This window comes from Martinezella rhizogenes (genome assembly GCF_000799715.1).
Classification (GTDB): domain Bacteria; phylum Pseudomonadota; class Alphaproteobacteria; order Rhizobiales; family Rhizobiaceae; genus Rhizobium; species Rhizobium rhizogenes_C.
The window spans coordinates 810,786-833,660 of the sequence record NZ_JUHG01000013.1 but is presented as its reverse complement, the minus strand read 5'-3'; the positions used below and the strand labels follow the sequence as shown (position 1 = coordinate 833,660).

Annotated in this window: 19 protein-coding genes; 11 read left to right on the top strand and 8 right to left on the bottom strand. The window is 60.9% G+C overall.

All coding sequences use genetic code 11. The annotated features are described in order from the left end of the window. Nucleotides 1–71 precede the first annotated feature (71 nt). Together EX00_RS15740 and EX00_RS15735 are read left to right on the top strand one after the other, a co-directional pair. A complete protein-coding gene (locus tag EX00_RS15740) occupies nucleotides 72–1,217 on the top strand; it encodes an HlyD family secretion protein (RefSeq protein WP_047459444.1) in 1,146 nt (381 codons plus the stop codon). Between the two features lies 1 nt (nucleotide 1,218). Further along, nucleotides 1,219–2,829, top strand: coding sequence for a DHA2 family efflux MFS transporter permease subunit (locus tag EX00_RS15735; protein ID WP_047459439.1), 1,611 nt, complete (start codon nucleotides 1,219–1,221; stop codon nucleotides 2,827–2,829). A 106-nt stretch (nucleotides 2,830–2,935) separates the two neighbouring features. Here the strand turns inward: EX00_RS15735 and EX00_RS15730 are convergent, their stop codons facing one another. The 5 genes from EX00_RS15730 to EX00_RS15710 form a co-directional block, all read right to left on the bottom strand. Then, complete coding sequence (locus EX00_RS15730) at nucleotides 2,936–3,325, bottom strand: hypothetical protein (RefSeq protein WP_309546366.1); 390 nt, start codon at nucleotides 3,323–3,325, stop codon at nucleotides 2,936–2,938. A 410-nt stretch (nucleotides 3,326–3,735) separates the two neighbouring features. Next, nucleotides 3,736–4,782: a glutathione synthase gene (locus EX00_RS15725; protein ID WP_047459438.1), complete on the bottom strand. Its 1,047-nt coding sequence runs from the start codon at nucleotides 4,780–4,782 to the stop codon at nucleotides 3,736–3,738. Then, on the bottom strand, nucleotides 4,783–6,678 hold the full coding sequence (locus EX00_RS15720; protein ID WP_047459437.1) for a flavohemoglobin expression-modulating QEGLA motif protein: 1,896 nt from the start codon (nucleotides 6,676–6,678) through the stop codon (nucleotides 4,783–4,785). It lies immediately after the preceding gene. Next, on the bottom strand, nucleotides 6,675–7,493 hold the full coding sequence (locus EX00_RS15715; RefSeq protein WP_047459436.1) for an N-formylglutamate amidohydrolase: 819 nt from the start codon (nucleotides 7,491–7,493) through the stop codon (nucleotides 6,675–6,677). The genes EX00_RS15720 and EX00_RS15715 overlap by 4 nt, the downstream gene beginning before the upstream one ends. A 275-nt stretch (nucleotides 7,494–7,768) precedes the next feature. Then, on the bottom strand, nucleotides 7,769–8,731 hold the full coding sequence (locus tag EX00_RS15710; protein ID WP_047459433.1) for a LysR family transcriptional regulator: 963 nt from the start codon (nucleotides 8,729–8,731) through the stop codon (nucleotides 7,769–7,771). Between the two features lie 234 nt (nucleotides 8,732–8,965). On the opposite strand from EX00_RS15710, the gene EX00_RS15705 reads away from it, so the two are divergent. The 7 genes from EX00_RS15705 to EX00_RS15675 all read left to right on the top strand — a co-directional run bounded on the left by EX00_RS15705 (nucleotide 8,966) and on the right by EX00_RS15675 (nucleotide 16,640). Further along, entirely contained in the window at nucleotides 8,966–10,057 is a 1,092-nt protein-coding gene (locus EX00_RS15705; protein WP_047459430.1) for an ABC transporter ATP-binding protein, read from the top strand. A 41-nt stretch (nucleotides 10,058–10,098) separates the two neighbouring features. Continuing rightward, nucleotides 10,099–10,830 carry an HAD-IA family hydrolase gene (locus EX00_RS15700; RefSeq protein WP_047459426.1) on the top strand — a complete coding sequence of 244 codons (732 nt, stop codon included), beginning with the start codon at nucleotides 10,099–10,101 and terminating at the stop codon, nucleotides 10,828–10,830. A gap of 9 nt (nucleotides 10,831–10,839) precedes the next feature. Next, nucleotides 10,840–12,147 (top strand): NAD(P)/FAD-dependent oxidoreductase, encoded by a 1,308-nt coding sequence (locus EX00_RS15695; RefSeq protein WP_047459423.1) that lies wholly within the window; start codon nucleotides 10,840–10,842, stop codon nucleotides 12,145–12,147. Nucleotides 12,148–12,210: 63 nt separating this feature from the next. Next, the gene (locus tag EX00_RS15690; protein ID WP_047459419.1) at nucleotides 12,211–13,251 is read left to right on the top strand and encodes an ABC transporter substrate-binding protein; all 1,041 of its coding nucleotides are present in this window, start codon (nucleotides 12,211–12,213) and stop codon (nucleotides 13,249–13,251) included. 24 nt (nucleotides 13,252–13,275) lie between these two features. Then, the gene (locus EX00_RS15685) at nucleotides 13,276–14,148 is read left to right on the top strand and encodes an ABC transporter permease (protein ID WP_047459418.1); all 873 of its coding nucleotides are present in this window, start codon (nucleotides 13,276–13,278) and stop codon (nucleotides 14,146–14,148) included. A 3-nt stretch (nucleotides 14,149–14,151) separates the two neighbouring features. Beyond that, a complete protein-coding gene (locus tag EX00_RS15680; RefSeq protein WP_047459415.1) occupies nucleotides 14,152–14,949 on the top strand; it encodes an ABC transporter permease in 798 nt (265 codons plus the stop codon). Next, nucleotides 14,946–16,640: a GMC family oxidoreductase gene (locus EX00_RS15675; protein WP_047459407.1), complete on the top strand. Its 1,695-nt coding sequence runs from the start codon at nucleotides 14,946–14,948 to the stop codon at nucleotides 16,638–16,640. The genes EX00_RS15680 and EX00_RS15675 overlap by 4 nt, the downstream gene beginning before the upstream one ends. A gap of 88 nt (nucleotides 16,641–16,728) precedes the next feature. On the opposite strand, the gene EX00_RS15670 is transcribed toward EX00_RS15675, so the two are convergent. The 3 genes from EX00_RS15670 to EX00_RS15660 are packed head-to-tail and all read right to left on the bottom strand — an operon-like array spanning nucleotide 16,729 to nucleotide 20,598. After that, the gene (locus tag EX00_RS15670; RefSeq protein ID WP_047459402.1) at nucleotides 16,729–17,766 is read right to left on the bottom strand and encodes an ABC transporter substrate-binding protein; all 1,038 of its coding nucleotides are present in this window, start codon (nucleotides 17,764–17,766) and stop codon (nucleotides 16,729–16,731) included. Between the two features lie 11 nt (nucleotides 17,767–17,777). Beyond that, a complete protein-coding gene (locus tag EX00_RS15665) occupies nucleotides 17,778–18,956 on the bottom strand; it encodes an LLM class flavin-dependent oxidoreductase (RefSeq protein WP_047459396.1) in 1,179 nt (392 codons plus the stop codon). Nucleotides 18,957–18,990: 34 nt separating this feature from the next. Next, nucleotides 18,991–20,598 carry an ABC transporter substrate-binding protein gene (locus EX00_RS15660; protein ID WP_047459394.1) on the bottom strand — a complete coding sequence of 536 codons (1,608 nt, stop codon included), beginning with the start codon at nucleotides 20,596–20,598 and terminating at the stop codon, nucleotides 18,991–18,993. 289 nt (nucleotides 20,599–20,887) lie between these two features. Between EX00_RS15660 and EX00_RS15655 the strand changes: the two genes are divergently transcribed. Beyond that, on the top strand, nucleotides 20,888–21,877 hold the full coding sequence (locus EX00_RS15655; RefSeq protein ID WP_047459391.1) for an ABC transporter permease: 990 nt from the start codon (nucleotides 20,888–20,890) through the stop codon (nucleotides 21,875–21,877). After that, nucleotides 21,874–22,875, top strand: a complete 1,002-nt coding sequence (locus tag EX00_RS15650; RefSeq protein ID WP_047459388.1) for an ABC transporter permease — start codon at nucleotides 21,874–21,876, stop codon at nucleotides 22,873–22,875. The genes EX00_RS15655 and EX00_RS15650 overlap by 4 nt, the downstream gene beginning before the upstream one ends.

Below are 22,875 nucleotides of genomic sequence, written 5' to 3'. Positions count from 1 at the left end.
GTCGGCAACCCAAGCCGAGCATTGATCGAAACATCAAAGGGCGTGTTACCAACAATCATGCGAGTGATGTCATGGCAGACAATCAACCCACCATCGTGGAAAGCAAGCAGGATCACCCCCAAGAGCAAACTGCAGGCAGGGCCGATGATCAAACGAACGCCGAACCGGAAAGGAAGCGGCCATCCTTCATTCGCCGCCATCCTTTCTGGATCTTGCTTGGCGTCGTCGCTCTGGCGATCTTGCTCGTCGCGGCATGGTTTGGCTGGCGGGTCTATTTCTATCCCTATGAGACGACCGACGATGCCTTCGTTGACGCACGCAGCTTCTCGCTCGCCGCCAAGGTTTCCGGCTATGTCTCAGAGGTTCCGGTCACCGATAACCAGCATGTGCAAGCTGGCGATATCATCCTGAAGATAGACCCACGCGACTATCAGATCGCCCTCGACCAGGCGAACGGGCAGGTGGAGGTCGCCAATGCCTCGGTCGAAAGCACCAGCGCGCAGATCGATGCCGCCAACGCCGCCGTCGATGTGGCGAGAGCGCAGCAGAACTCGGCATCGGCCGCCCTGCAATACGCGCAACAGGAATCCAGCCGCCAGCAACAATTGGTCAAAAGCGGATCCGGCAGCGTGCAGGCGGTGCAGCAGGCGACCTCGACCCTGCAGCAGGATCAGGCGAGCCTCGCGCAAATGCTGGCCAACGTTACTTCAGCGCTGAAGAACGAGGCCGTTGCCGAGGCGCAGAAAGCCAGTGCCCTCGCCAGTCTCAAACAGGCGCAGGCCCAGGCGGAGGAAGCGCAGCAAAATCTGAAATATACGACGATCACCGCAGCCCAACCCGGTCGTGTCGTTCGCCTCACTGGCGCCAAGGGCCAATATGTCGAGGCCGGGCAGGCGGTCTCGATGTTCGTGCCCGACGAAATCTGGATCACCGCCAATTTCAAGGAGACGCAATTGACGGATATGCGGCCAGACCAGCTGGCGGATGTGACGATCGATGCCTATCCGGATCACACGCTGCATGGCAAGGTTGCCTCGGTCCAACCCGGCTCCGGCACGGCCTTTTCCCTGCTTCCGGCCGAGAACGCGACCGGCAACTATGTGAAGGTCACGCAGCGCGTGCCGGTGAAGATCGTCCTCGACAGATGGCCGGCGGATGTTTCGATAGGTCCCGGCATGTCCGTGATCCCCACCGTCACCGTAAGACCGAAGAGCTGAGATGAGCGGCGCAAGCACAACCGCCGGCGGGGCGAGAGCATCTTCCGCAGGAGCCACGAATCCGTGGCTGATCGCGATGGTGGTGTCGCTGGCAACCTTCATGGAGGTGCTGGATACCACGATCGCCAACGTGGCCCTGCGCTATATTTCCGGCGGCCTCGCGGTCAGCTCCGACGAAGCATCCTGGGTGGTGACGACCTATCTCGTCTCCAATGCCATCGTGCTCGTCGCCAGTAGCTATTTTGCCGAGCGGTTCGGACGACGGCGCTTCTATCTCCTGTGTCTGGCGACCTTCACCGTCGCCTCGATCCTTTGCGGCCTGTCCTGGAACCTTGAGACATTGCTGGTTTTCCGCGTCATCCAGGGCTTTGCGGGCGGCGGCATGGTGCCGACCTCGCAGGCGATCCTGGCGGACGCCTTCCCGCCGGCAAAGCGCGGCCAGGCATTTGCGCTGTTCGGTGTCGCCGTGGTCGTTGCGCCGGTCGTCGGCCCGACGCTTGGCGGTTATCTATCGGATAACTTCTCCTGGCACTGGTGCTTCCTCATCAACGGTCCGGTGGGTGTCTTTGCTTTCCTGTTGGTCTATGCCCTGCTGCGGGAATCGCCGGAGACGGAGCGCAAACGGCTGGAACTTCGGCAAAAGGGCATTCGTTTCGATCTTGTTGGCTTCCTTCTGGTCGCGGCCTTTCTTGGTTCGCTCGAACTCATTCTCGATCGCGGGCAGACAGAGGACTGGTTCGGCTCGAATTTCATCATCGCCATGACGGTGCTGTGCATCCTGGCGTTCGCGATAGCGATTCCCTGGGTACTGACGAAAGCAAATCCGATTATCGACGGATGGTTGCTGGGCACGCGACAATTCGGCTCCTGCTTCATCGTCATGATGGCAACCGGCGCGATCCTGATCGCCACCACCCAGTTCATTCCGCAGGTCGTGCAGCAGAATTACGGATATACGGCGACCTGGGCCGGCCTGGCGTTGTCACCGGGAGGCCTGGTCACCATGGTTATGATGTTCGTCGCCGGTCGCCTCAACTCGGTAATCCAGCCGAAGTATATGATCGCTACCGGTGCTGCGATCATCGCGGTGTCCATGTGGCAGTTGACGTGGCTCTATCCCGGCCTCAACTTTGGCTTCTTCGTCTGGTCGCGCGTCTATGTCGGGCTTGGCTTGCCGCTGATCTTCATTGCGATCACCTCGGCCTCCTATTTCGGCCTGCGTCCGGACCAGACCAACCAGGCTTCCGCCATGATCAATGCGGCCCGCAACATTGGCGGCTCGATCGGTGTCTGCATTGCCTCCAACGTGCTGGCCCATCGCGAGCAATGGCACCAGAGCCGGCTCGTTGAACATGTCATTCCGTCCTCACCCGCCTACTACGAGACCGTCAAGTCGATGACACGTTATTTTGCGCAGACGGGTGCGACGATGGCCGATGCCCAGGCGCGGGCGATAGCCTGGATCGGCCAGCAGGTGCAGACGCAGGCAAGCTACCTGGCGTTCATCGACGTTTTCCATGTGCTGATGTTCATTGCGCTCTCTGCCGTCCCGCTTGCGCTGATCCTCAGCAATGTCGATCTGAAAGAAGGCGGCGGCGGAGGTGCGCATTGAGGCTGGAACCAAGCCGCCCGATGTCCGTTCATGTTCCTTCGTGGGAAAAACCGAATTGAAATTCGGTTCAATGGAATTTCCTTCGCCAGCCATCACACCTGCGCATTCATTTGTTGGTGCGGTCGAGCAGGATGCGCATTTCGTCGAAGCGCCGCTTCCGCTCAGCATCGGCATCACTAGCGGAATAGCAGACTTCGGAAACGCAGAATCGCGTGAGATGGTAAGGCGGGTCGGTCTTGTCAAATTCGCATTCGAAGCTGTCGCTCATATCGGACTTGCTGGCTCCCGGCCGGGTCGAATAGGTCAAGCGAGTTCCTGGCGGCTTCAATTCGGGAAAGGATTGGACGATCCCGACATTGAGATGATCCGTCAGGAGGAAATTCTTGGCGACGATCTGGCAGGTGCTTTCGAGCTGGGGTGATTGAGCTTCTGCCATGGCCGGCATCAACAGGACGGCGCTCGCCATGATCAGCGTCTTCATTGCGGTCCAGATCACACTCCGGCGCCGCCGAAAAGTGATGCGGGCACCTCGGGTGGCTTCCCTTGAAGATCGGTCTCTACTACGTTTCCCAAATGATGGTGTATCGACGCGGATCGGCAGCATTTTATCATCCTTTCAATGCGTACCGCTGAAGCAGCAATGCCGATGATTGCACCTCGATGGCAATTGTTGGACGCTGGCGCTCCAGGAGGTTCGTTATCGAACCGATTAAAGAACGGCCTGGCGCTCTTATGGTTCCGACCGAAGCGCGGGCCGGGGCGAACGACAGCATCCTTCATGCGATCGCCGTCCTTGGCGACAGTGACAGTTCGTCAGACTTTTCTCCATCACCGAGGTTTTTTCCAGGGCGTCAACAGGTCACGCGAAAGCGCACCAAACGTCGCCTATTTCTCAGCTCCGGCAAGCTACAAGGTTGCCAGCGTCCGGTTTGAAATCCGACCGGCATAATTCTTCCTCATCTCGACCTTCTGTTCCAGCGCGATGATGACATCGGGCGTCAGATCGACGCCGTGGAGTTTGGCGATATCGGGCAGGCCGCCGGGCGTGAAGACGTTGATCTCGAGGATTTTGTCGCCGACGATATCGAGGCCGACGAGGAACATGCCATCCTCGACGAGCTTGGGACGCACCATTTCGGCGACCGCGAGAATCTCGGGCGTGATCTTGGCAGCGGCGGGGGTGCCTGCGGCATGCATGTTGGAACGGACATCGCCTTTTGCCGGCACACGCCGGAAGGCGGCGTACACGCCGTCCCGCTGCAACGGTCGGCCGTTCATCAGGAACAGTCGGATATCGCCAGCCATCGCATCGGGAAGATAGGCCTGTGCGATCAGGTACCCTTCGCCGCTGACTGCCTCGAAGATCTGATTGAGATTGCTCTCCTTGCTGGAGGTAATCTTGAAAACATTCTTGCCGCCCGATCCCTGTAGCGGCTTCAGGATGGTGCCCTGTTTCTGCTCATCGACGAAGGCGCGGATCTCCTCGATGCTTTTCGATATCAGGGTGGACGGTCGCACCGCCTCCGGAAAGCCCTGAAAATAGAGCTTGTTCTGAGCGCGTGCCAACCCGTCCGGATCGTTGACGGTAAGCACGCCGCGCTCGGCCGCAAGCCTTCCGAAGATCGCACCGGCATGCGCCGCCCACGGCCGTTCGTCGGCATCTTCGGAAGGGTCGTTGCGCAGGAAGAGCACATCGATCTCGCTGACGTCGATGGTCTGGATTTCCACCTGATCGCTCTGCAATGCACTGATGAAGGTATCAGCCTTTTTAGGCTTTCCATTCTTGAGAGCGGTTGTGCGGATCATCAGGCGGTCGTCCGGGCGAAACACGAAGTCGCCCGGCGTCAGATAACAGACGTCATGACCACGGGCGATGCCGGCAAGCGCGAGCGCGGTCGTCGTGTAATACTTGGTTTCGCCTTCGATGGAGTTCACAAAAAATGCTATCCGCATTCACGGCTCCTGTCGCTGGATCATGTCGAGGGGGCGCATACCGCTTCTGGCCCGTTCCAGCCGCGCGCGTCCTGCGCCGGTATGAAGAAAGATGGGCTGGATCGCCGGCAGACGGAGAAGCCCGCGGTCGGCAAGTTCCTGCATCACTTTGAAATGCGACGCGGCAATCTTGCCCATCCAGAATGGCTCCAGGGCGCCGCCATTTTCGAGATGATCGAGAAGAGCGAGCAGGCCGCGCAGATAGATCGCATCCTTGGCAAGTCCGCCGCCGCGATAGAGCCTGAGGACGAGGTTGAAGGCCGCCGGTTCGGAGAAATTATAGTCGCCAACGAGCATGGAATAGGTTTCGGCAAATGTCGCGCCGTCGAGCATGGAGGCACATCCGACGACCCGTCCCGCAATCAGCTTCAGCCGCTCCGGCGTCATGCCGCCTGCGAGATATTCGGCGAAAACGGCCAAGCCTTCCTGCATACCCTCATATCCCGAAAGTCCCGAGCGAAACAGCCGCAGACCTTGCGCAGAGCCGTTGAAATAGGTCAGCAGATGAACGCCGATCTCGTGCGACAGCAGGGGCTCGACGCGGCGCATATCCATCACTGTGCTGCGGGCGATCAGCAAACGATGTCCGGATACCATCAGGCCGGAGGGCAAATCGTCCCGAAGCTCGACCGACGCCTCGAAGTCCGTCCCCTGCCGCTGATAAGCCGCGATCATAGCCCTGGCTCGCCGCTCCACCTGGAAACAGTTGGCGATCTTGTCTTCCATGTCCGCGTCGTCATCACCGCTCGGTTCGTTTCCGTTCAAGGCAGTCAGGATCGCCGTCGCCTCGCGCAGCAGCGGCCGCTCGACCGGCTCATAGAGTGCACGGCCGAATTCGACGAATTTGGGGCTCTGTCGCGACGACAGCAGCGAGAGTTGCAGATCGAGTTCCCGCTGTTTTTCGCGATAGAGCTGGTAGAGCACGGGGTCTTCGAGATGTTCGAAGGAGATCGAGAAAAGCTTCCGCTTGACGGCTTCCACCTGCAATCCGAGCGGGCGGTAGAGAAAGGCCGGCGGCGCCTGGTGGCCGCTGGTCTTGAAAGCTTCAAACGCGGCTTTCGCATTGATGGGCGTAACCGTCAGAAGAAAGTCGAAGGTCGAGGCGATCTCATCGATGCTGCGGTCCACCCTCGAAACCGCGTCGACGAACGCCTTGCGTCCGAGCGCCCGGTGTGTGGTCAGTTTGAAGAGCTGATGCATTGCGATAAAGGAGGCGAAAGCCTGCAGGCCCGCATCGAAGAACATGGCCACAAGCTGTTCGCGAAGTTCCGGATAGATGTCTTCGGAGCCGGGTTGGCGGTAGACCGGCGCGAACCTCACCGCAATGGCCGAGCAGCCAAGTTCGCGCGCGATCTGCTTGTCGTCGCTCAAGGGCGCCGCCTCCGTCTTCTCCACGCGTGGTGTGCGGAACCGCGCTTCGCTGTCGCTGACGGCCGTCGAGAATGCGTCGGCTGCCGCAATCGCATCAGCGCTCGACCAGATCGACACTTCGAACGGCGGCAGGAACGGCGCGTCATCGGTCAAAAACCTGTCCTGCGACAGTTCGCCAATGTCGAGCAGGATGAAGGCGCCAAAGCGCTCTTCCAGGGTATTTGCGACAGCGTCGATCACCGTTATGGCCGTCGTCGCATGCGGCGCTGTCAGGTAGGAGGCATTGGCTTGGGCAACGTCCCGGGCCGTGGGTTCGGCGCCGTCCTCCGCGATATGGACGCACAGAAAGGGCAGGGGCCTGTCGATATGCAGACGACCGCCGCCGGGCAGATCGCGGCGGATCGGCTTGCCCTCGCCGATACAGGTGAGGATATCTTCGAGCCAATCCGGCTCGTCCTGTCGGCTGAGCGGCGTCGCCTTGTTCATCGGCCAGACTCCAGTGCCTGCTCGAGCAGGGGAACGGCCGACGCGACGATGCTACGAAGCTTTTCGAGGGCGCCGAGATTCGGTTCACCCGTCCATTCGTCCATGAAGAATTTTTTGAATTCGACGGCGATGGCGCAGCCAGTGAGAGGGAAATGCTCATGGATGAAGCGGGTCTGCTCGCCCTTGCCCTGGAAGGCGATGTTTTCCCGCACGTCGAGCCGGTAGCCGTCGATCTCGAAAGACTGGAAATGATCCGTGAGGATATCGAGTACATGCGACCAGCGTGTGCGGTCGATGGAGGACGTGCCAATATTGATGTGCGGTGCTTTTGCCTGCTCCGTTGGTGCAGACCCGGATCCTCCCCGACGATGATTGTAGCTATGGATATCGAGAACCACGAACCGGCCATGCCAACGCTCGATACCCTTCAAAAAGGCCTTGAGCATTTCGTAATAGTCATCATGTGCCTGAAGAGAGGTCTTGGCATCATCGGATGAAAGCCTGTCTTTCCAGACCTTCAACCCCCAGGCCTGTTCTGGCGCGTGGTAAATCGCTCCATCGCGAGCCCGGTTGACGTCGACTTCGAAACGAGACCTATGGAAAACGATCCGGTTCGGAACGTCGCGTGAGATGAATTCCGTGAATGGGTCCTCCTCACGAAGGCGCTCGTCGGATGAAAGCGCATAAAAGCCTTCCAGCTCCTTGCGAACGGCGTGCCCATTATGGATGGCCGTCGCAACGATCGGTGAGACGCCGCGCTCGATTGTCCAGAGGGCGCCCGAATGAACCGGAGGTGTGGTCAGCGACTGAGGCATGTCTATGTGTCGGCACCTATCAGTGAGCGAAGAGCTGCAAGCAAGGCTGAACGCTGGTCAAGCGACTGAAACCTTTCTTCATGCGTAGTCTAAACGCACACGAGCAATAAAAGTTACGCGAGCTGTGACCGCCTCAAAATCCGGCCGAAATTTTGCGGATGCCTTGGTAAGGTTTTCGCATGCGGACGCCTTCCCTGCACGACATGGCCGCGCGGATCATCTACTGGGAGTTTTGCGGCACGCGCCGCGAGCGGATGAGTGTCTTCGAGAAGTCACTACCCCGTTTTCGACCAACTCTCCGGATTCAGGCCGAGTGTGGGATAAAGCGCGTCTACCGCGACGATGTCACTATTGAGTTCGGCGATCATCCAGTCGCGGACTTGCGTGACGATGGCGCGGGCCGGCTTGTCCCGCAGGCGAACGAGATGGCATTGGCGGCCCGTCGTCATCAGGTGTTCGCGCGCCGGCACCAGCGCCTCGGTTCGCAGCCAGTGCGCAACGACGTTCAGCCATCCGAGCGCAACGCCCTGCCCGAGAAGCGCTGCCTGCACGACGATGGCATAGTCGGAAAAAATCATCGAGTTGATCGCATCGCCCTCGTTCGCCGGGGAAAACAGGCTCGACCAGTTCGGCTGTGCATCGCTGAGATTGATGGTGGTGTCGGGGCTCCGCTTCATGTCGTTACCATCCGGCCCATGGCTTTCCCGATAGGCTGGGCTGCAGATCGGAACCAGAATTTCCGGCATGACGAAAACCGCCTCGTGCCGCTCATCCGAACCGTTGACGAAGCGCATGCCGAGATCGACGTCGTTGACGGGACCAGCCAGCGCGCCCATCACCAGCTGGAAACGCAGGTCGACGGTCGGAAACTGCTTCTTGAATTCCGCCATGCGCGGCATCATCCAATGGGTGGTGAAGCCCGTCGAAACCGACAGGGAGACCGTTTGGATGCCGATGCGGCGATCCTCGATCTCGCGCAGCGCGTTCTCGATTGCCGAAAAGCCGCGCGCAATCGCGTCGAAGAGAATCCGGCCGGATTCGGTGAGGCCGACACCCCCCGGCTGGCGGCTAAACAGCGCCGTATCGAGATGTTCTTCCAGGCGCGCGATCATCCGGCTGACGGCCGCCGGCGTGACGTTGAGTTCGTTCGCTGCCTTGGAGAAGTTGCCGCAGCGCGCCGCAGCCTCGAAAGTAAAGAGGCCATTCATGGACGGCAGGGACCGGCGCAATTTATTCATTACATGATGTAACACCTTTCTGAACTTTTTTTCAATTGCGGACAGCTCGGTTCTTTGGTCTGTTGCCGATCAAGGAAGGCAAAAGACCTTCAAAGAAAATCGGGGAACAGGATATGCAAACCTGCGGGGCAGACAGCGTTCCGGCATGGGCCACATGTCCAGGTTTCTACTCAACAAGGAATGCAGCGCCTGTCGATCCGGCATCAGCGTGTGTAGATTTTGCAGTGGAATCATATGATTGATCTAAAGAACGCTGAGCGTTTGGGCGTTTCCATTCGCGCTGCAAACAAGAGCTATGGAGAATTCCAGGCGCTGGACAATGTCAGCCTGGAAGTGGCCGCGGGCGAATTCGTCTCGATCCTCGGACCATCCGGATCGGGGAAAACGACCTTTCTGGGTATTCTGGGAGGCTTTGTGCAGCCCACGTCCGGATCCATCTGGCTCGGCGAACGGGATATTACATTCGAGCCTCCGCACAAACGTAATATCGGCATCGTCTTCCAGAACTATGCGCTCTTTCCGCACATGAGTGTCGCCGAGAACATCACATTTCCGCTGAGGGCGCGTCGCCTGCCGAAATCGGACTGGCCAAGCAAGCTGCGGGAAGCCCTCGATATGGTCGAACTGACCGGGTACGGAGAGCGGCGCGTTCACGAACTTTCCGGCGGCCAGCGCCAGCGTGTCGCACTCGCCCGCGCCATGATTTTCGAGCCGGGACTGATCCTGATGGACGAGCCGCTTTCCGCGCTCGACAAGCAGCTGCGGGAGACCATGCAGATCGAACTCAAGCGCCTGCACAAGCGGCTGGGCGCAACCATCATCTACGTCACGCACGACCAGCGCGAGGCTCTGACAATGAGCGATCGCGTCGCCATCATGAATAAGGGCCGGTTCGTGCAGGTGGATACGCCGGAGCAGCTTCATGATCATCCGGCGGATTCCTTCGTCGCCCGTTTTATCGGCGAGGCAACGCTGCTGCCGGTCAAGCGTGAAGGCGACGACACCGTAAGGCTGGGCGACACAATCCTGCGCACCTCGCATCGCGTTCCAGAGAACCGCCACCTGCATCTCGCGGTCCATTCCGAAAAGCTCGTCGTCGCAGATGGCAGCGAACCATCGGCATCGAACCGGTTGGCGGGAACCGTGACCGACACGCTTTATCAGGGCGAGAGCATCCGGGTTTTCCTGACGCTGTCATCCGGTGGCGACCTCAGCCTCAGGCTCCCAAGCAATCATGCCGGCCGCGCGCAACTCAAGAAGCCGGGCGACCCGATCGTCGTGGCACTGCATCCCGAAGACACGATCATCGTGCCGGAAGCGTCCTGAAATCTCGCGTTCATTCTTACAGTCAACAAGGAAAGAAGACTATGAAACTCACCGAATTCAAGGTCATGACCTTCGATGTCGTCGGCACTTTGATCGATTTCGAAATGGGTGTCCTGAATGCCGTTCGGGCTCTTGGCGGGGAGAAAGCGGCCGCCGCTTCCGACGACCAGATCTTTGAGCCCTACAAGCGTGGCCGGGACAAGTTTTACGGCCGCTCCTCCTTTGCCATGAAGGACGTCTATCTCTCCCTGGCAACGGAATGCGGCTTTGTGAAAGACGCCGCGACTGCGGAAGCCTTTCAGCTGGCGGTCCTGCGTTGGCCGGCCTTCTCGGACTCGGTTGAGGCGCTCGCACGCCTGCGCAAGAATTTCCGGCTTGTGGCAATGACGAATGCGGACCGCACGGCCTTCTCGGCCTATTCGGACACGCTCGGCAATCCCTTCCACGACAGCGTCACCTGCGACGAAACCGGATGCGCCAAGCCCAACCCGCAGTTCTTCGCCTTCAACAAGGGCCGTCAATCCGCCTCCGGCTTCAAGCAGTCGGAAATCCTGCACGTTGCCCAGAGCCAGCACCACGACATCGGCGTGGCCAAGGAGCTTGGCTACACGACGTGCTGGATCGAGCGGCGTCAGGGTCAGAAGGGGTTTGGCGGCACGCCGGAACCCAAGGTAGTGACGAAGCCGGACTTCCATTTCTCTTCGCTGAAACAGCTTGCCGACGCCGTTGACGCGGAGCTTGCCGCCGGCGTTCAGACCGCAAGCGCGGCCTGAGGATAGACGATGGCCGCCGCCCATTTTCCCTTTCCCGATATCAATTCCCTCTGGCAGGAGACAGCCGTAGACCGTCCGGTCTTCGGCACACTGTCAGGCGATCATCGTTATGACGTGGCCATCATCGGCGGCGGGTATACGGGCCTGAGCACGGCCCGCTATCTCGCCCGCCGAGGTCTGTCATCGGTGGTCCTGGAAGCAAACCGCATCGGCTGGGGCGCAAGCGGGCGCAATGGTGGCGTCGTCTCCGGAAAGTTCCGGCTCGCCTTTTCCGATATAGCCGGCCGATTCGGCATCGAGACCGCCCGCCGCATGCACGATCTCGGCATCGAGGCCATCGAGCATGTCGGCGAGCTGGTCGAGGATTACGGCATCGCATCCGCCGGATACAGGCCGACGGGCTCGCTGCGCTGCGCCCACAATGTGGTCTCGCTTGAGGCTCTCAAGACGGAAGTGGACTGGTTGAAGCAAGCGCTCGGCGACAGCGCCTGCTCCATCCTTTCACCGGGGGACATGGAAAGGGAAACCGGCTCGCGGGATTTCACCGGCGGTATGCTCAACACCCATGGCGGCGTCATTCACCCCCTCAATTTCGTGTTCGGCATTGCCGCCGGGCTGAAGGCCGCCGGCATCGACATCTTCGAGAATGCGCCGGTCACCGGCCTCAAACGCGAGGGCTCCGGCGTGCTTCTGGAAACGCCACACGGTACCATCGCCGCCGGACAGGTCGTGATCGCCACCAATTCCTATTCCGACCTGACACGCGCGACGGCGGCAGTCCGCAAGGCAATCATCCCCTTCCGCTCGGCCATGATCGCCACGGAACCGCTATCCGGCAAAGCCGGGGGTGCTCTCTTGGCCAATGGCCGCAGCTACACCGAGACCCGGCGGATGATGCGCTGGTTTCGCAAGGCGGGCGACCGGCTGCTCTATGGCGGCCGCGGCGCCTTCGGCAAGACGGATTCGGAAAGCGCATTCGCCGCGCTACACAAAGCGATGGTGCGACAGTTCCCCGAACTTTCCGACGCCGCCGTTACCCACCGGTGGTCCGGTCTCGTCGCCATGACCATGGACAGCATTCCGCATGTGGGCCGGCTGGACGAACGCGTCGTCTATGCGGTCGGTTACAACGGCACCGGCGTGGCGCTTGCCTCCTGCATGGGCAAACACGTCGCCGCGATCGTCGCCGGCGAAAGCCCCGACCTCGGACTTCTGACTTCCGAACGGTTGAAGCCCGTTCCCTTCTATCCCATCCGGGAACCCGCCGTCCGGCTCGTCGCCGGCTGGTACCAGTTTCTGGATGCAATCGGGCGATAAGACCCCGAATTTCACGCAACAAAAAAGCGGGGTTTGAAATCCTGCCAAAAGAGGAGAACGGACATGATACTGAAATTTTCCACTCTCGTGCTTTCCGCGTCAGCCATCGCCCTCTCAGCCGGCCTTGCTTCGGCTGAACAGATCACCTTCGTATCGCAGGGCGGCGCCTATCAGGACGCGCAGACCAAGGCGATCCTCGATCCAGTCGCCAAATTGCTCGGGATCACCGTCAACCAGGATAGCGCGCCGGACGCCTGGCCGGTCATCAAGACCCAGACATCGACAGGCAAGCCGATCTGGGATGTCGTCGATACGCCGACACAGGATTGCGTCCGTGGCGGCCAACAGGGCATGATCGAGACCCTCGATTTCTCCAAGATCCCCAATGCCGAGAAAATGCCCGCGGAATACAAGAGCCCCTTTTCCGTGGCCTATGAATTCTATTCGAGCGTGCTCGCCTACAACAAGGACAAGTTCGGAACAAACCCGCCAAAGAGCTGGGCGGATTTCTGGGACGTCAAGAAGTTTCCGGGCACGCGCGCGCTGCGCAACCATCCGCTTGCCACGCTGGAAGCAGCTCTTCTCGCCGACGGAGTACCCGCGGACAAGCTCTATCCGCTGGACGTCGATCGCGCCTTCAAGAAGCTCGAGGAAATCAAGCCTTACGTCACCGTCTGGTGGACCTCGGGCGCCCAGTCGGCACAGCTCCTTGCCGATGGTGAGGTCGACATGGAAATGGCCTGGAACGGTCGCGTAACCGCCGTCGCCAAGGAAGGAGCCCCGATCAGCTACACATTCAACCAGGGCTTCCTGCAATACACATCGCTTTGTATTCTCAAGGGCGCGCCCAATCTCGACACCGCCGTGAAATTCGTCAACGCGGCGATGACGCCGGATATCCAGGCGAACTTCCCGGCCTACATCGATTACGGCCCGGGCAATCCGGAGGCCTACAAGACCGGCAAGATTTCCCCGGAGCGTGCAGCTGAAATGCCAAGCTCGCCGGAGAACGCAGCCAAGCAGGTTCTGGTGTCGGACAAATGGTGGAGTTCGCCGGCTGGCGAGGAAGCGCAGAAGCGCTGGGCATCCTTCATCCAGAAGTAATCACCGGCCCATGGAGGGTCATTTATGACCGTGTCGACAAGCAATCCTTCGCAGCTTCATGACCGGCGCGAGCAGAGGTTGATGCTGATGCTTCTTGCCCCGGCCCTGCTCGTGGTCGTGTCGCTGCTGATCGTGCCGCTGCTCTGGCTTGCCTGGCAGTCGATCTGGCAGGACGGCGGTTTTACGCTCGTCAACTACGAACGGTTCCTGACCGATTCCGTCTACTGGATGACCTTCCTCCAAACCTTCCGCATCGCGTTCGTGGTCACGCTCGCAACGCTTCTGCTCGGCTATCCCGTCGCCTATGTGGCGGCGGGCCTGCCGCAGCGATGGAGCGTGCTTATTCTCGCGATGGTGCTGCTGCCCTTCTGGACCAGCGTGCTCGTGCGCGCCTATGCCTGGCTCATCCTGTTGCAGAGAACCGGCATCGTCAATTCGGCGCTGAAGAGTGCCGGGCTGATCGACAGTCCGCTGCTGCTCGTCAACAACGAGTTCGGCACGGTGCTCGCAACCATTCACATCCTGCTGCCCTTCATGGTGCTGCCGCTCTATGCGACCATGAAGAAAATCCCGCCCGAGCTGACAATGGCAGGTGCCAGCCTCGGCGGATCGCCGACGCATGTGTTTGCGCGGGTTTTCCTGCCCCTGTCCCTGCCCGGCATGATCGCCGGCATGGTTCTGGTCTTCGTGCTGACGCTCGGCTTCTACATCACCCCGGAACTTCTCGGCGGCGGCCGCACCTACATGGTCTCCATGCTCGTCTCCCGCAACATCGAGGTCTACAACGAATGGGGTGCCGCATCGTCGATCAGCGTGGTGCTCATGGCCTGTGTCTTCCTCGTCTTCCGCCTGGCGAGCATGATCATCCCGTTCGAACGCATCATGGGAACGAGGTGACGCATGCGCATGTCCAAAATCCTGCTTTATGCCGTCGTCGCCCTTATCCTCGCCTGGCTGATCATCCCGATCCTCATCATCGTGCCCATGTCTTTTTCCGGCGCCCGGTTCCTGTCGTTCCCGCCACCATCATGGTCCCTGCGCTGGTACGAGGCCTATCTGAGCAGCGCCGCATGGATGCAGGCAACCCGCGTCAGCCTTATCGTCTCGGTTTCGAGTGCCATCCTGGCGACGATCTTCGGCACGGCTGCCGCCTATGCGCTTGATATGACCTCGTCCCGGCTGGTGCGCAGCCTGCAGATGCTGCTGCTCCTGCCGCTGATCGTGCCGATCGTCATCACCGCCGTCGGCGTCTTCCTCGTCTATGCGCAGATCGGCCTGATCGCCACCATGACGGGGCTGATCCTTGCCAATGTCATGCTCGGCCTGCCCTATGTCATCACCTCGGTTCTGGTCGGACTCAGAAAATTCGACCATACGCAGGAGATGGTGTCGCGCAGCCTCGGCATGAACCGGTTGCGCACCTTCTTCGTCGTAACCCTGCCGCAGATCCGGCCCAGCGTGATTTCCGGCATGCTGTTCGCCTTCATTTCCGCGATGGACGAGACCGTCGTTTCGCTGTTCATATCCGGCGGCCAGTACCAGACGCTGACAAAGCGCATGTTCACCGCGCTCCGCGACGAAATCGATCCGACGATCGCATCGATCAGCTCGTTGCTGACGGCGATCTCCTTCATCCTGGTGATGCTGGTGGCGATGAATGCGCGCAACACGGATCGTCGCCAGGGGAAGGCCGCATGATTGCCGATCACCTGATCCTCGGCGGCGGCTCGGCCGGATGCGTTCTGGCGGCGCGGCTGTCGGAGGATCCGAAGCGGACGGTGGTTCTTGTCGAAGCCGGACGCAATATTGCCGCCGGCGACATCCCCGATGACGTGCGCAGCCGTTATCCCGGCCGCGCCTATCTCGACACCAGCAACATATGGTCCTCACTCACGGCGTTGATGGGCTCTTCCAGATCAAACAGCGCGCCTCGCTCATCCCGCCGCTACGAGCAGGCAAAGCTTCTCGGTGGCGGCTCCGCCATCAATGCGCTGATGGCCAATCGCGGCGCTCCGTCCGACTACGCCGAATGGGAGGAACTGGGGGCAACTGGCTGGGGATGGGACAGCTGCCTGCCCTATTTCCGCAGAATAGAGGCTGACCGGGATTTCGGCGGCCCCCTGCATGGAGCGGACGGACCGCTGTCGATTCGGCGGGTCACAGACGAGAGGATATCGCCCTTCGTCGATCGCGTGATGAAGACGCTGGAGACACAGGGACATCCGATCCGTCCCGACCAGAATGGCCCCTGGGAGAACGGCACGTTCCGGGGCGCCGTCGCCGTCAGCGATGCCGGCGAACGCCTGCCGACCTCGATTGCTTATCTGACGCCCGACGTTCGCCGGCGCCCGAACCTCACGATCATCACCGACAGCACCGCGACGCGTATTCTCTTCGAGGGCACGCGGGCGATCGGCGCCACACTCACCGGCAACCAACCCCAGACCATCAAGGCGCACGAGGTCATCGTCGCTTCAGGCGCGATCCATTCCCCGGCGCTGCTGCTGCGCTCCGGCATCGGCCCCGGCGCGGAACTCGCAGCGCTGGGCATTCCCGTCATCTCATCGCGCGCGGGCATCGGCCGCAATCTGATGGAACATCCATCCATCGCGGTCGCCGCCTATCTGCCGCCGTGGATGAGGGTGCGAGACCGCACGGAACACCATGAGCAATCGATCTGGCGTTTTTCCTCAGGCCTTCCCGATACGCCGCAGGGCGACATGCATGCCGCCATCCTGTCACGCTCCGGCTGGCATTCGGTCGGCCTGCGGATGGGCAGCCTGTTCTTTTGGGTCAACAAGTCCTATTCGCGCGGCATCCTAAAGCTTGGGTCCGCCGATCCGCTGGCCGAGCCCGAGGTCGATTTCCGGATGCTGACGGACGAACGTGACCTCGAACGACTGAAACTGGCATTGCGCATGGGCGCGCATGCGCTGCTCGATCCGCATATGAACGGTTATCGGGGCACGGTGTTTCCCTCCAGCTACTCCCCGCGCGTCGCCAAAGTCGCCGTTCCCGGCGCATGGAACGCGATCCAGCGTGGCGCATTGTCGACGATGCTCGACCTCGCAGGCCCCTTGCGCGCCGCCCTCATTCATTCCGCCGTCACCCTGGGCACCACCATGGACGGCCTGCTCAACGACGATGCAATGCTGACCGAATTCGTCCGCCGGCACGTCGGCGGCACCTGGCATCCCTCCGGCACCTGCCGCATGGGCGCGCCGGACGATCCGATGGCCGTGACATCCGCGACCGGCCGGGTTTACGGCGTCGAGAGACTACGGATCTGCGATGCCTCGCTGATGCCGTCGATCCCCTGCGCCAACACCAACATACCCACCATCATGATCGCCGAACGAATTGCGGACTTCATCCGCAGCGGCCAGTAAGCGCGATGGAAGCCCTTTCCTGCTCCGTTGCCACGCCACAGCCAGATCGTTGAAATCCCGTGTCATGGTCGCGGGCAAGCTTTCTGCGTCACGCGACGGCGCGGGCGTCGAAAGCATCGATGTGACGGCGGTCGACCCATTCGGCGATCGAGAAGTCCTCGGCAAGGAAGCCCCAATCGCGTAGGAAGTCCTTGTAGTGCCCGACGGCCTCGACAAGCTCCGGCTCCAGGCCGAGCCCGAGGTGGCGATGAATATCCGGGCCGTTCGCGGCCAGAACCTGCTCTTCCGTGGCGCCCGCTTCACGCGCGACAAAACGGCGGGTTTCCTCCGGATGGGCCTCCGCCCAGGCGGTTGCCTTGAAGATTGCCTCGAGCAGCCGGCGGACGAGATCGGGACGCTCTTCGGCCAGCAGATCGTCCACCGTCAGCACGCGCGGCGAGCCGGAGTTGATGCGGATCTTCGGATCGGGATGGAAGCCGAACTCGGCGACCTGAACGGCGCCGATCAGGTTGGCGATATTGATACCGGCGGTTCCCTTGACGTAGATCGCATCGACCTCACCCCGGATCAGGGCTGCCACCTCTTCGCCGAAAGCCTGTCGGCGCTTCAGGCCAAACAGCGATGGGCCTTCCTGGCTCGCCAGAACGGAATCCGCCAGCGCGATCTCGACGATTTCGACATCGGTATGGGTCAGTCCTTCAAGAGAAAGCGCGGAAACCAGCCCTTTCAACGCCGTTGCACGCATGAAGTCGACAATGCCTTCTGGGCGGCGCGGGATGCCGAAACGACGGCCCTTCAGGTCCTTCGTGGTTTTGATGCCGGTTTGCGGCAGGGTGATAATTGCCTGGAATTCGTCCGTCCAGGTGATCCCGACGAGGCGCGTGCGGCGGCCTTCGGATCGTGCGCGGATCGGCGGTACGTTGCCACCATGGCGAAACGACCAGTCGAGCGTGTGGTTGAAGTGGCTCTGACGGACGTTGCGGTCCGGTGAATCGATGATGGATTTCAACGTCACGCCATCCTTGCGAAAGGTTTCTTCCAGATAGCCGAGTTGGGCCGCGAGACCGACGGGCGTCGGAACCGGGCAGCGTGTGTACCAGATTTCGGAAATGGCATTGCTCGTCATGGGCATCCCTTTCAGTTGCGCAGGCCCGCTTGCTTCATCAGCGGCAGAACGTCGCTGCCAAAGAATTCGAGGTCGTCGCGGAAATCGAAGAAGCTGAGTTGGAGACCATCGACGCCGGCGGCTTTCAGCTTGAGGAATTGATCAACCACCTGTTCCGGCGAGCCGATGACACGGATGTTGCCGCCGATGAAGCGATAGGGATCCTCGGCGTCGCGGCCCTTCCAGGCCTGCGCGTCAGAATTCAGCGACTGGAAGCCCTGCGGCGAACGCCGGTCTGCATGGTCTACGATCCTGTCGGCGAGCGCCCAGGCTTCCTTCTCGGTCGGCCTGCAGATGACCATCGGATTGAGAAGCGTGCGAACGGTGCGCCCGACGCTGGCTGCCGCATCCTTGACCCGCTTGGTGTGGGCAGGCAGGGATTGAAGCGCGCTGTCGATATCGGCGCCGGTCGGGCTGGTGATGAAGACGATATCCGAATAGCGGCCGGCAAAGGCGATCCCGGCATCGGAGCCGGTCGCGTTGACCAGGATCGGCCGGCCGTAATTCGGCTTCGGCGTCACGAAGCCGCCACCGAGCTTCCAGCTGCTGTCGCCCTCATAGGAGAAATTCTCGGTATCGCTCCACAGTCGCTGCACGACTTCGAGAAATTCGGCGGCGAGATCATAACGTTTGTCGTGCTCGATCCGTGGCCATCCGAACATCTCGTGCTCAACGGCGCGATGGCCGGTGACGACGTTAATGCCCCAGCGCCCTCCGGTGATGTGATCGAGCGTCGCGCCGAACTTGGCGAGATGCAGCGGATGCCAGGGGCCGTAGAGCACATGCATGGTGGAGATCAGCATGATCTTCTTCGTCAGGCCTGCAAGCGCTGCGATCGAAACGAAGCTGTCGAGCGCTTGGCCGTCGAACACACCACCATATCCACCCTTCGGCAGCCATTGCGACAGGGCGAACACCAGATCGAAACCCAGTTCTTCCGCCCGCAGCGTCAGTGCCTTGTTGTAGTCGAAGCGCCAATCGGTCGATCGTTCCAGCGTCGATTGCGTCCAGCCGCCCGCCTGGATCGGCAGGAAGAGACCGAGCAGAACGGGCTGCTTCAGCGCTTGCGACAGCGGGCTCTTGGGAAAGTCGGTGGGTGCTACAAATTTCGGCAGTCCGACGAAGGAGCCCGGTTGATGTTGGATGGACATGGTGTCTTTGTGCTTTCTGGCGTTTCAGTGTCGGTCAGGCGGTTGCGACATAGGCATAGGCCAGGCTGCCGGCGATGCCTTCGCCGCCGCGCGTGTGGTCGGCGATGCGCTTGTTGTAGATGGTGAGTTCCGGCTGGCTGACGATGTCGATCGCCGGCAGGTCCTCCACCAGGATCTCCTGGATTTGCCGCCACTGCGCGACGCGCTTCGTGGGGTCGGTCTCGACGGCGGCGGCTTCCAGCAAGGCGTCGACCTTCGGGTTGCTGTAGGCCGAGCCGTTGGAGAAGGGCACGCCCGGCTTGAAGTTCTTGCTCCAGTAGAGGCGCTGCACGCCGACGGTCGGGTCGAACAGGTTGCTCATGCCCTCGAAGGCGAAATCGAAGTCGCGATCAGTGTAGATACGCTTCGTGTAGGTGGCGAAATCCTGGCTGCGCACGGTGGCATCGATCCCCACCTTGGCGAGCGCCTGGCGAATATATTCGGAGCCACGACTGTAGCTTTCGCCGCTTGGAACATAGTCGAGATTGACGCGGGCGCGGATGCCATTGGCCCCACGCGGATAACCGGCCTCGTCCAGAAGCTTTTCCGCAAGGGCCAGATCGATCGGATAGGTCTTCAGATCCGCCACGTACCATTTCGTCAGGTTCGGGTTGATCGGACCGGGGATGGCTTCGCCATAGCCGTAATTGATCGTGTTCCGGATGACCTTGCGGTCGATCACATGTGCGAAGGCCCGGCGGACGCGGATATCCTTGAAGAAGGGTCGTTCGAGATTGAATTCGATGCGGCTGACGCCGTTGGCGTATTGATAGCCGCGCGTCTCGAAGGCGATGCCGGGCAGGCTTTTGAAACGCTCGAGATCGCTGAGCGGCACCGGCGTCGATGGCGCCAGATCGATTTCGCCGGTCTCGATGGCGATGGATCGAGATGCGGCATCGGGGATGAAGCGGACGATCAACTGATCGAGATAGGGACGCGGCTGATCCCAATAGTCCGGGTTGCGTTCATAGACGATATGGCTGCCGCGCACCCATTCCTTGAACTTGAAGGGGCCGGTACCGATCGGAGCAAGGTTGGTCGGGTTTTCCGCTACCTTCGTGCCTTGATAGATGTGCCGTGGCACGATCGGCGTTTCCGAGGCGGCAAGCGCCGTGATCAGGTAGGGCGCCGGCCGGGAGAGGATCAGGATCGCCGTCAGTGCGTCCGGCGTTTCGACATCGATGAGGTTCAGGAAGGTATTGCGCCCGCGCGGGTGAACCTCCTTGATGGTCTCGATGGAGAAGGCGACATCGGCCGAACTAAAGGGCTGGCCATCATGCCATTTCACGCCGTCGCGAAGCTTGAACGTATAACGCAGGCCGTCGTCGCTGACCGACCATTCCCTTGCTAGAAGCGGCTGGGGATTGAGGTCGAAGTCATAGGTGAGCAGGCCCTCCGTCGTCTTCGACGATACATAGACCGAGTTGTAGGCGGTATGCGCGATCGTTGTCAGAACCGGAGGTTCGGCCGAGAGCAGCAAGGTCGCGCTGCCGCCGCGCGAAGGTTCGGCGGCGGAAGCGGGCAGCCGTGCTGCCATGGTCACGCCAAGGGCCACCGAGGTCAGGAGGAAGCTACGGCGGGTGGGGGTCGGAAGTCGGGTCATGAGCGTCAAGCCTTCACATTGCGGGCTTGTGACCCTCGGGCCAGCCCCTGCTGATTTCACTTTCTGCGGAAGCTTCTTGCGGTAGAGCTTTTTACCTCGGCAGATATACGGTTTGATATTTTATGCTAATTTACTCTGATATTATGGGTTTTAACTGCGATTAAATCGTAATTTCTCAGCCGATATAAGAATTATTTGCTAAAGTAGATTTGACAAAATCCACAGATTTAGTCAACTATTATTGCAATGCCGCGAAGTGGCAGCGATAGCAGTTGCGAGGTGAAGCGCGGTGTCAGCTTATAGACGTATCGCACGAGCAATCCGGCGAACAGTAATCCAGGCGGTGCCGACGATGCTCGGGATCGTCATTCTCAATTTCTTCCTGCTGAAGCTCGCGCCGGGCGACGCCGCCGACGTCATGGCAGCGGAAGCGGGCTCTGCGACGGTCGAATCCATGGCGGCCCTGCGGTCGCGGTTCGGCCTCGACAATCCTATCCTCGTGCAGCTCGCAGACTACCTCAACAACCTCGTGCATTTCAGCCTCGGCTTCTCGCCGCGCTATGGCATGCCGGTGGCTGACCTGATCGGGCAACGCCTGCCGGGGACGCTGATGTTGATGCTCGCCGCGCTGACGATTGCGATCACCGTCGGACTGATCCTGGGTTCGCTGATGGCGACCTTCGCGGGGCGGATTCCGGACCGGCTGATATCGATCGTGTCTCTGCTGTTCTATTCGATCCCGGGATTCTGGATCGGCCTGATGCTGATCCTGTTTTTCTCCGTCAAGCTCGGCTGGCTGCCGAGCGGCGGCGATAGCACGATCGGCTCGCGGTTGACCGGCCTGCCGGCGCTGCTCGATCGTGCCCGCTACATGGTCCTGCCGGCGACATCGCTGTCGCTGTTTTATCTCGCAATCTACGCGCGGCTGACGCGGGCCTCCATGCTCGAAGTCAAGTCGCAGGATTTCGTTCGCACGGCCCGCGCCAAGGGCGTGTCGCCGTTCTTCGTGACGACGCGGCATGTGCTGCGCAATGCGCTGATCCCGATCACCACCATGGCCGGTATGCATTTCGGAGGCATGCTCGGCGGTGCCGTGGTGGTGGAGACGGTCTATAGCTGGCCGGGCCTTGGGCGCTTGGCCTTCGAAGCGGTCATGGCGCGCGATTTCAGCGTGCTGCTCGGGATCCTGCTTCTCTCCTCCTTCCTCGTGATCGTCGCAAATGCGGCCGTCGATCTTCTGCAAGCGTGGCTCGACCCCAGAATCGGAGCAAGCCGATGAATACGCACAAGCTCAGGCCCTATACCGGAGAGCCGATCGAACTCGCCGCGGCAACCGTTGAGCCCGAACCCGCCGCCGCGCCGCGCTCGGCGGGACGCTGGACCCATATCCATGCGCCGGATGCGCGTATCGCCTCGGTTGGTAGGCAGCGATGGCGCGGCGCGCGCCGGGAGGTGAAGGTCTTCCTTGCCAACCCCAACGCGTTGTTCGGCCTTGCCTTCCTCGCGGCCGTGGCGCTTGCGGCGCTGCTCGCTCCGGTCATTTATCCCGGTGACCCGATGGAGATGGTCTCGCGTCCCTTCCTCTGGCCGGGCCAGAACGGCGCCTATCCGCTCGGCACCGATTCCATGGGCCGTGATGTGCTTGCCGGCATTCTACATGGCGCGCGCGTATCGCTGCTCGTCGGCATAGCGGCGACCTTGCTCGGACTTGGCGCCGGCATCACGATCGGCGCGCTTGCCGGTTATTTCGGTGGGCTGGTTGACGACGTGCTCGTCAAGCTCATCGAGATCTTCCAGACGACACCAAGCTTCGTCCTGCTCGTGGTGCTGGTGGCGATCGCGCAGCCGACCACGACGACGGTAACGGTCGCCATTGCTCTCGTCAGCTGGCCGACGGTCGCGCGCCTCACACGCGCCGAATTTCGCGGCATCCGCGAAAAGGACTACGTGCTTGCCGCCCGCAGCCTCGGCTTCGGTCATGGGCGCATCATCTTCCGCGAAATCTTGCCGAATGCGCTGCCGCCGCTGATCGTCACCTCCTCGGTGATGGTCGCAAGTGCGATCCTGATGGAATCGGCGCTGTCGTTCATGGGGCTCGGCGATCCCAATCAGGTCTCCTGGGGTTCGATGATCGGTTCGGGCCGCGACGTCATCCGCACCGCCTGGTACCTGACCGCTTTGCCGGGCCTTGCCATCGTCTTCACGGTTCTTGCGCTCAATCTGATCGGCGACGGCTTGAATGATGCGCTCAATCCCCGTTTTGCGGAGGAACGCTAA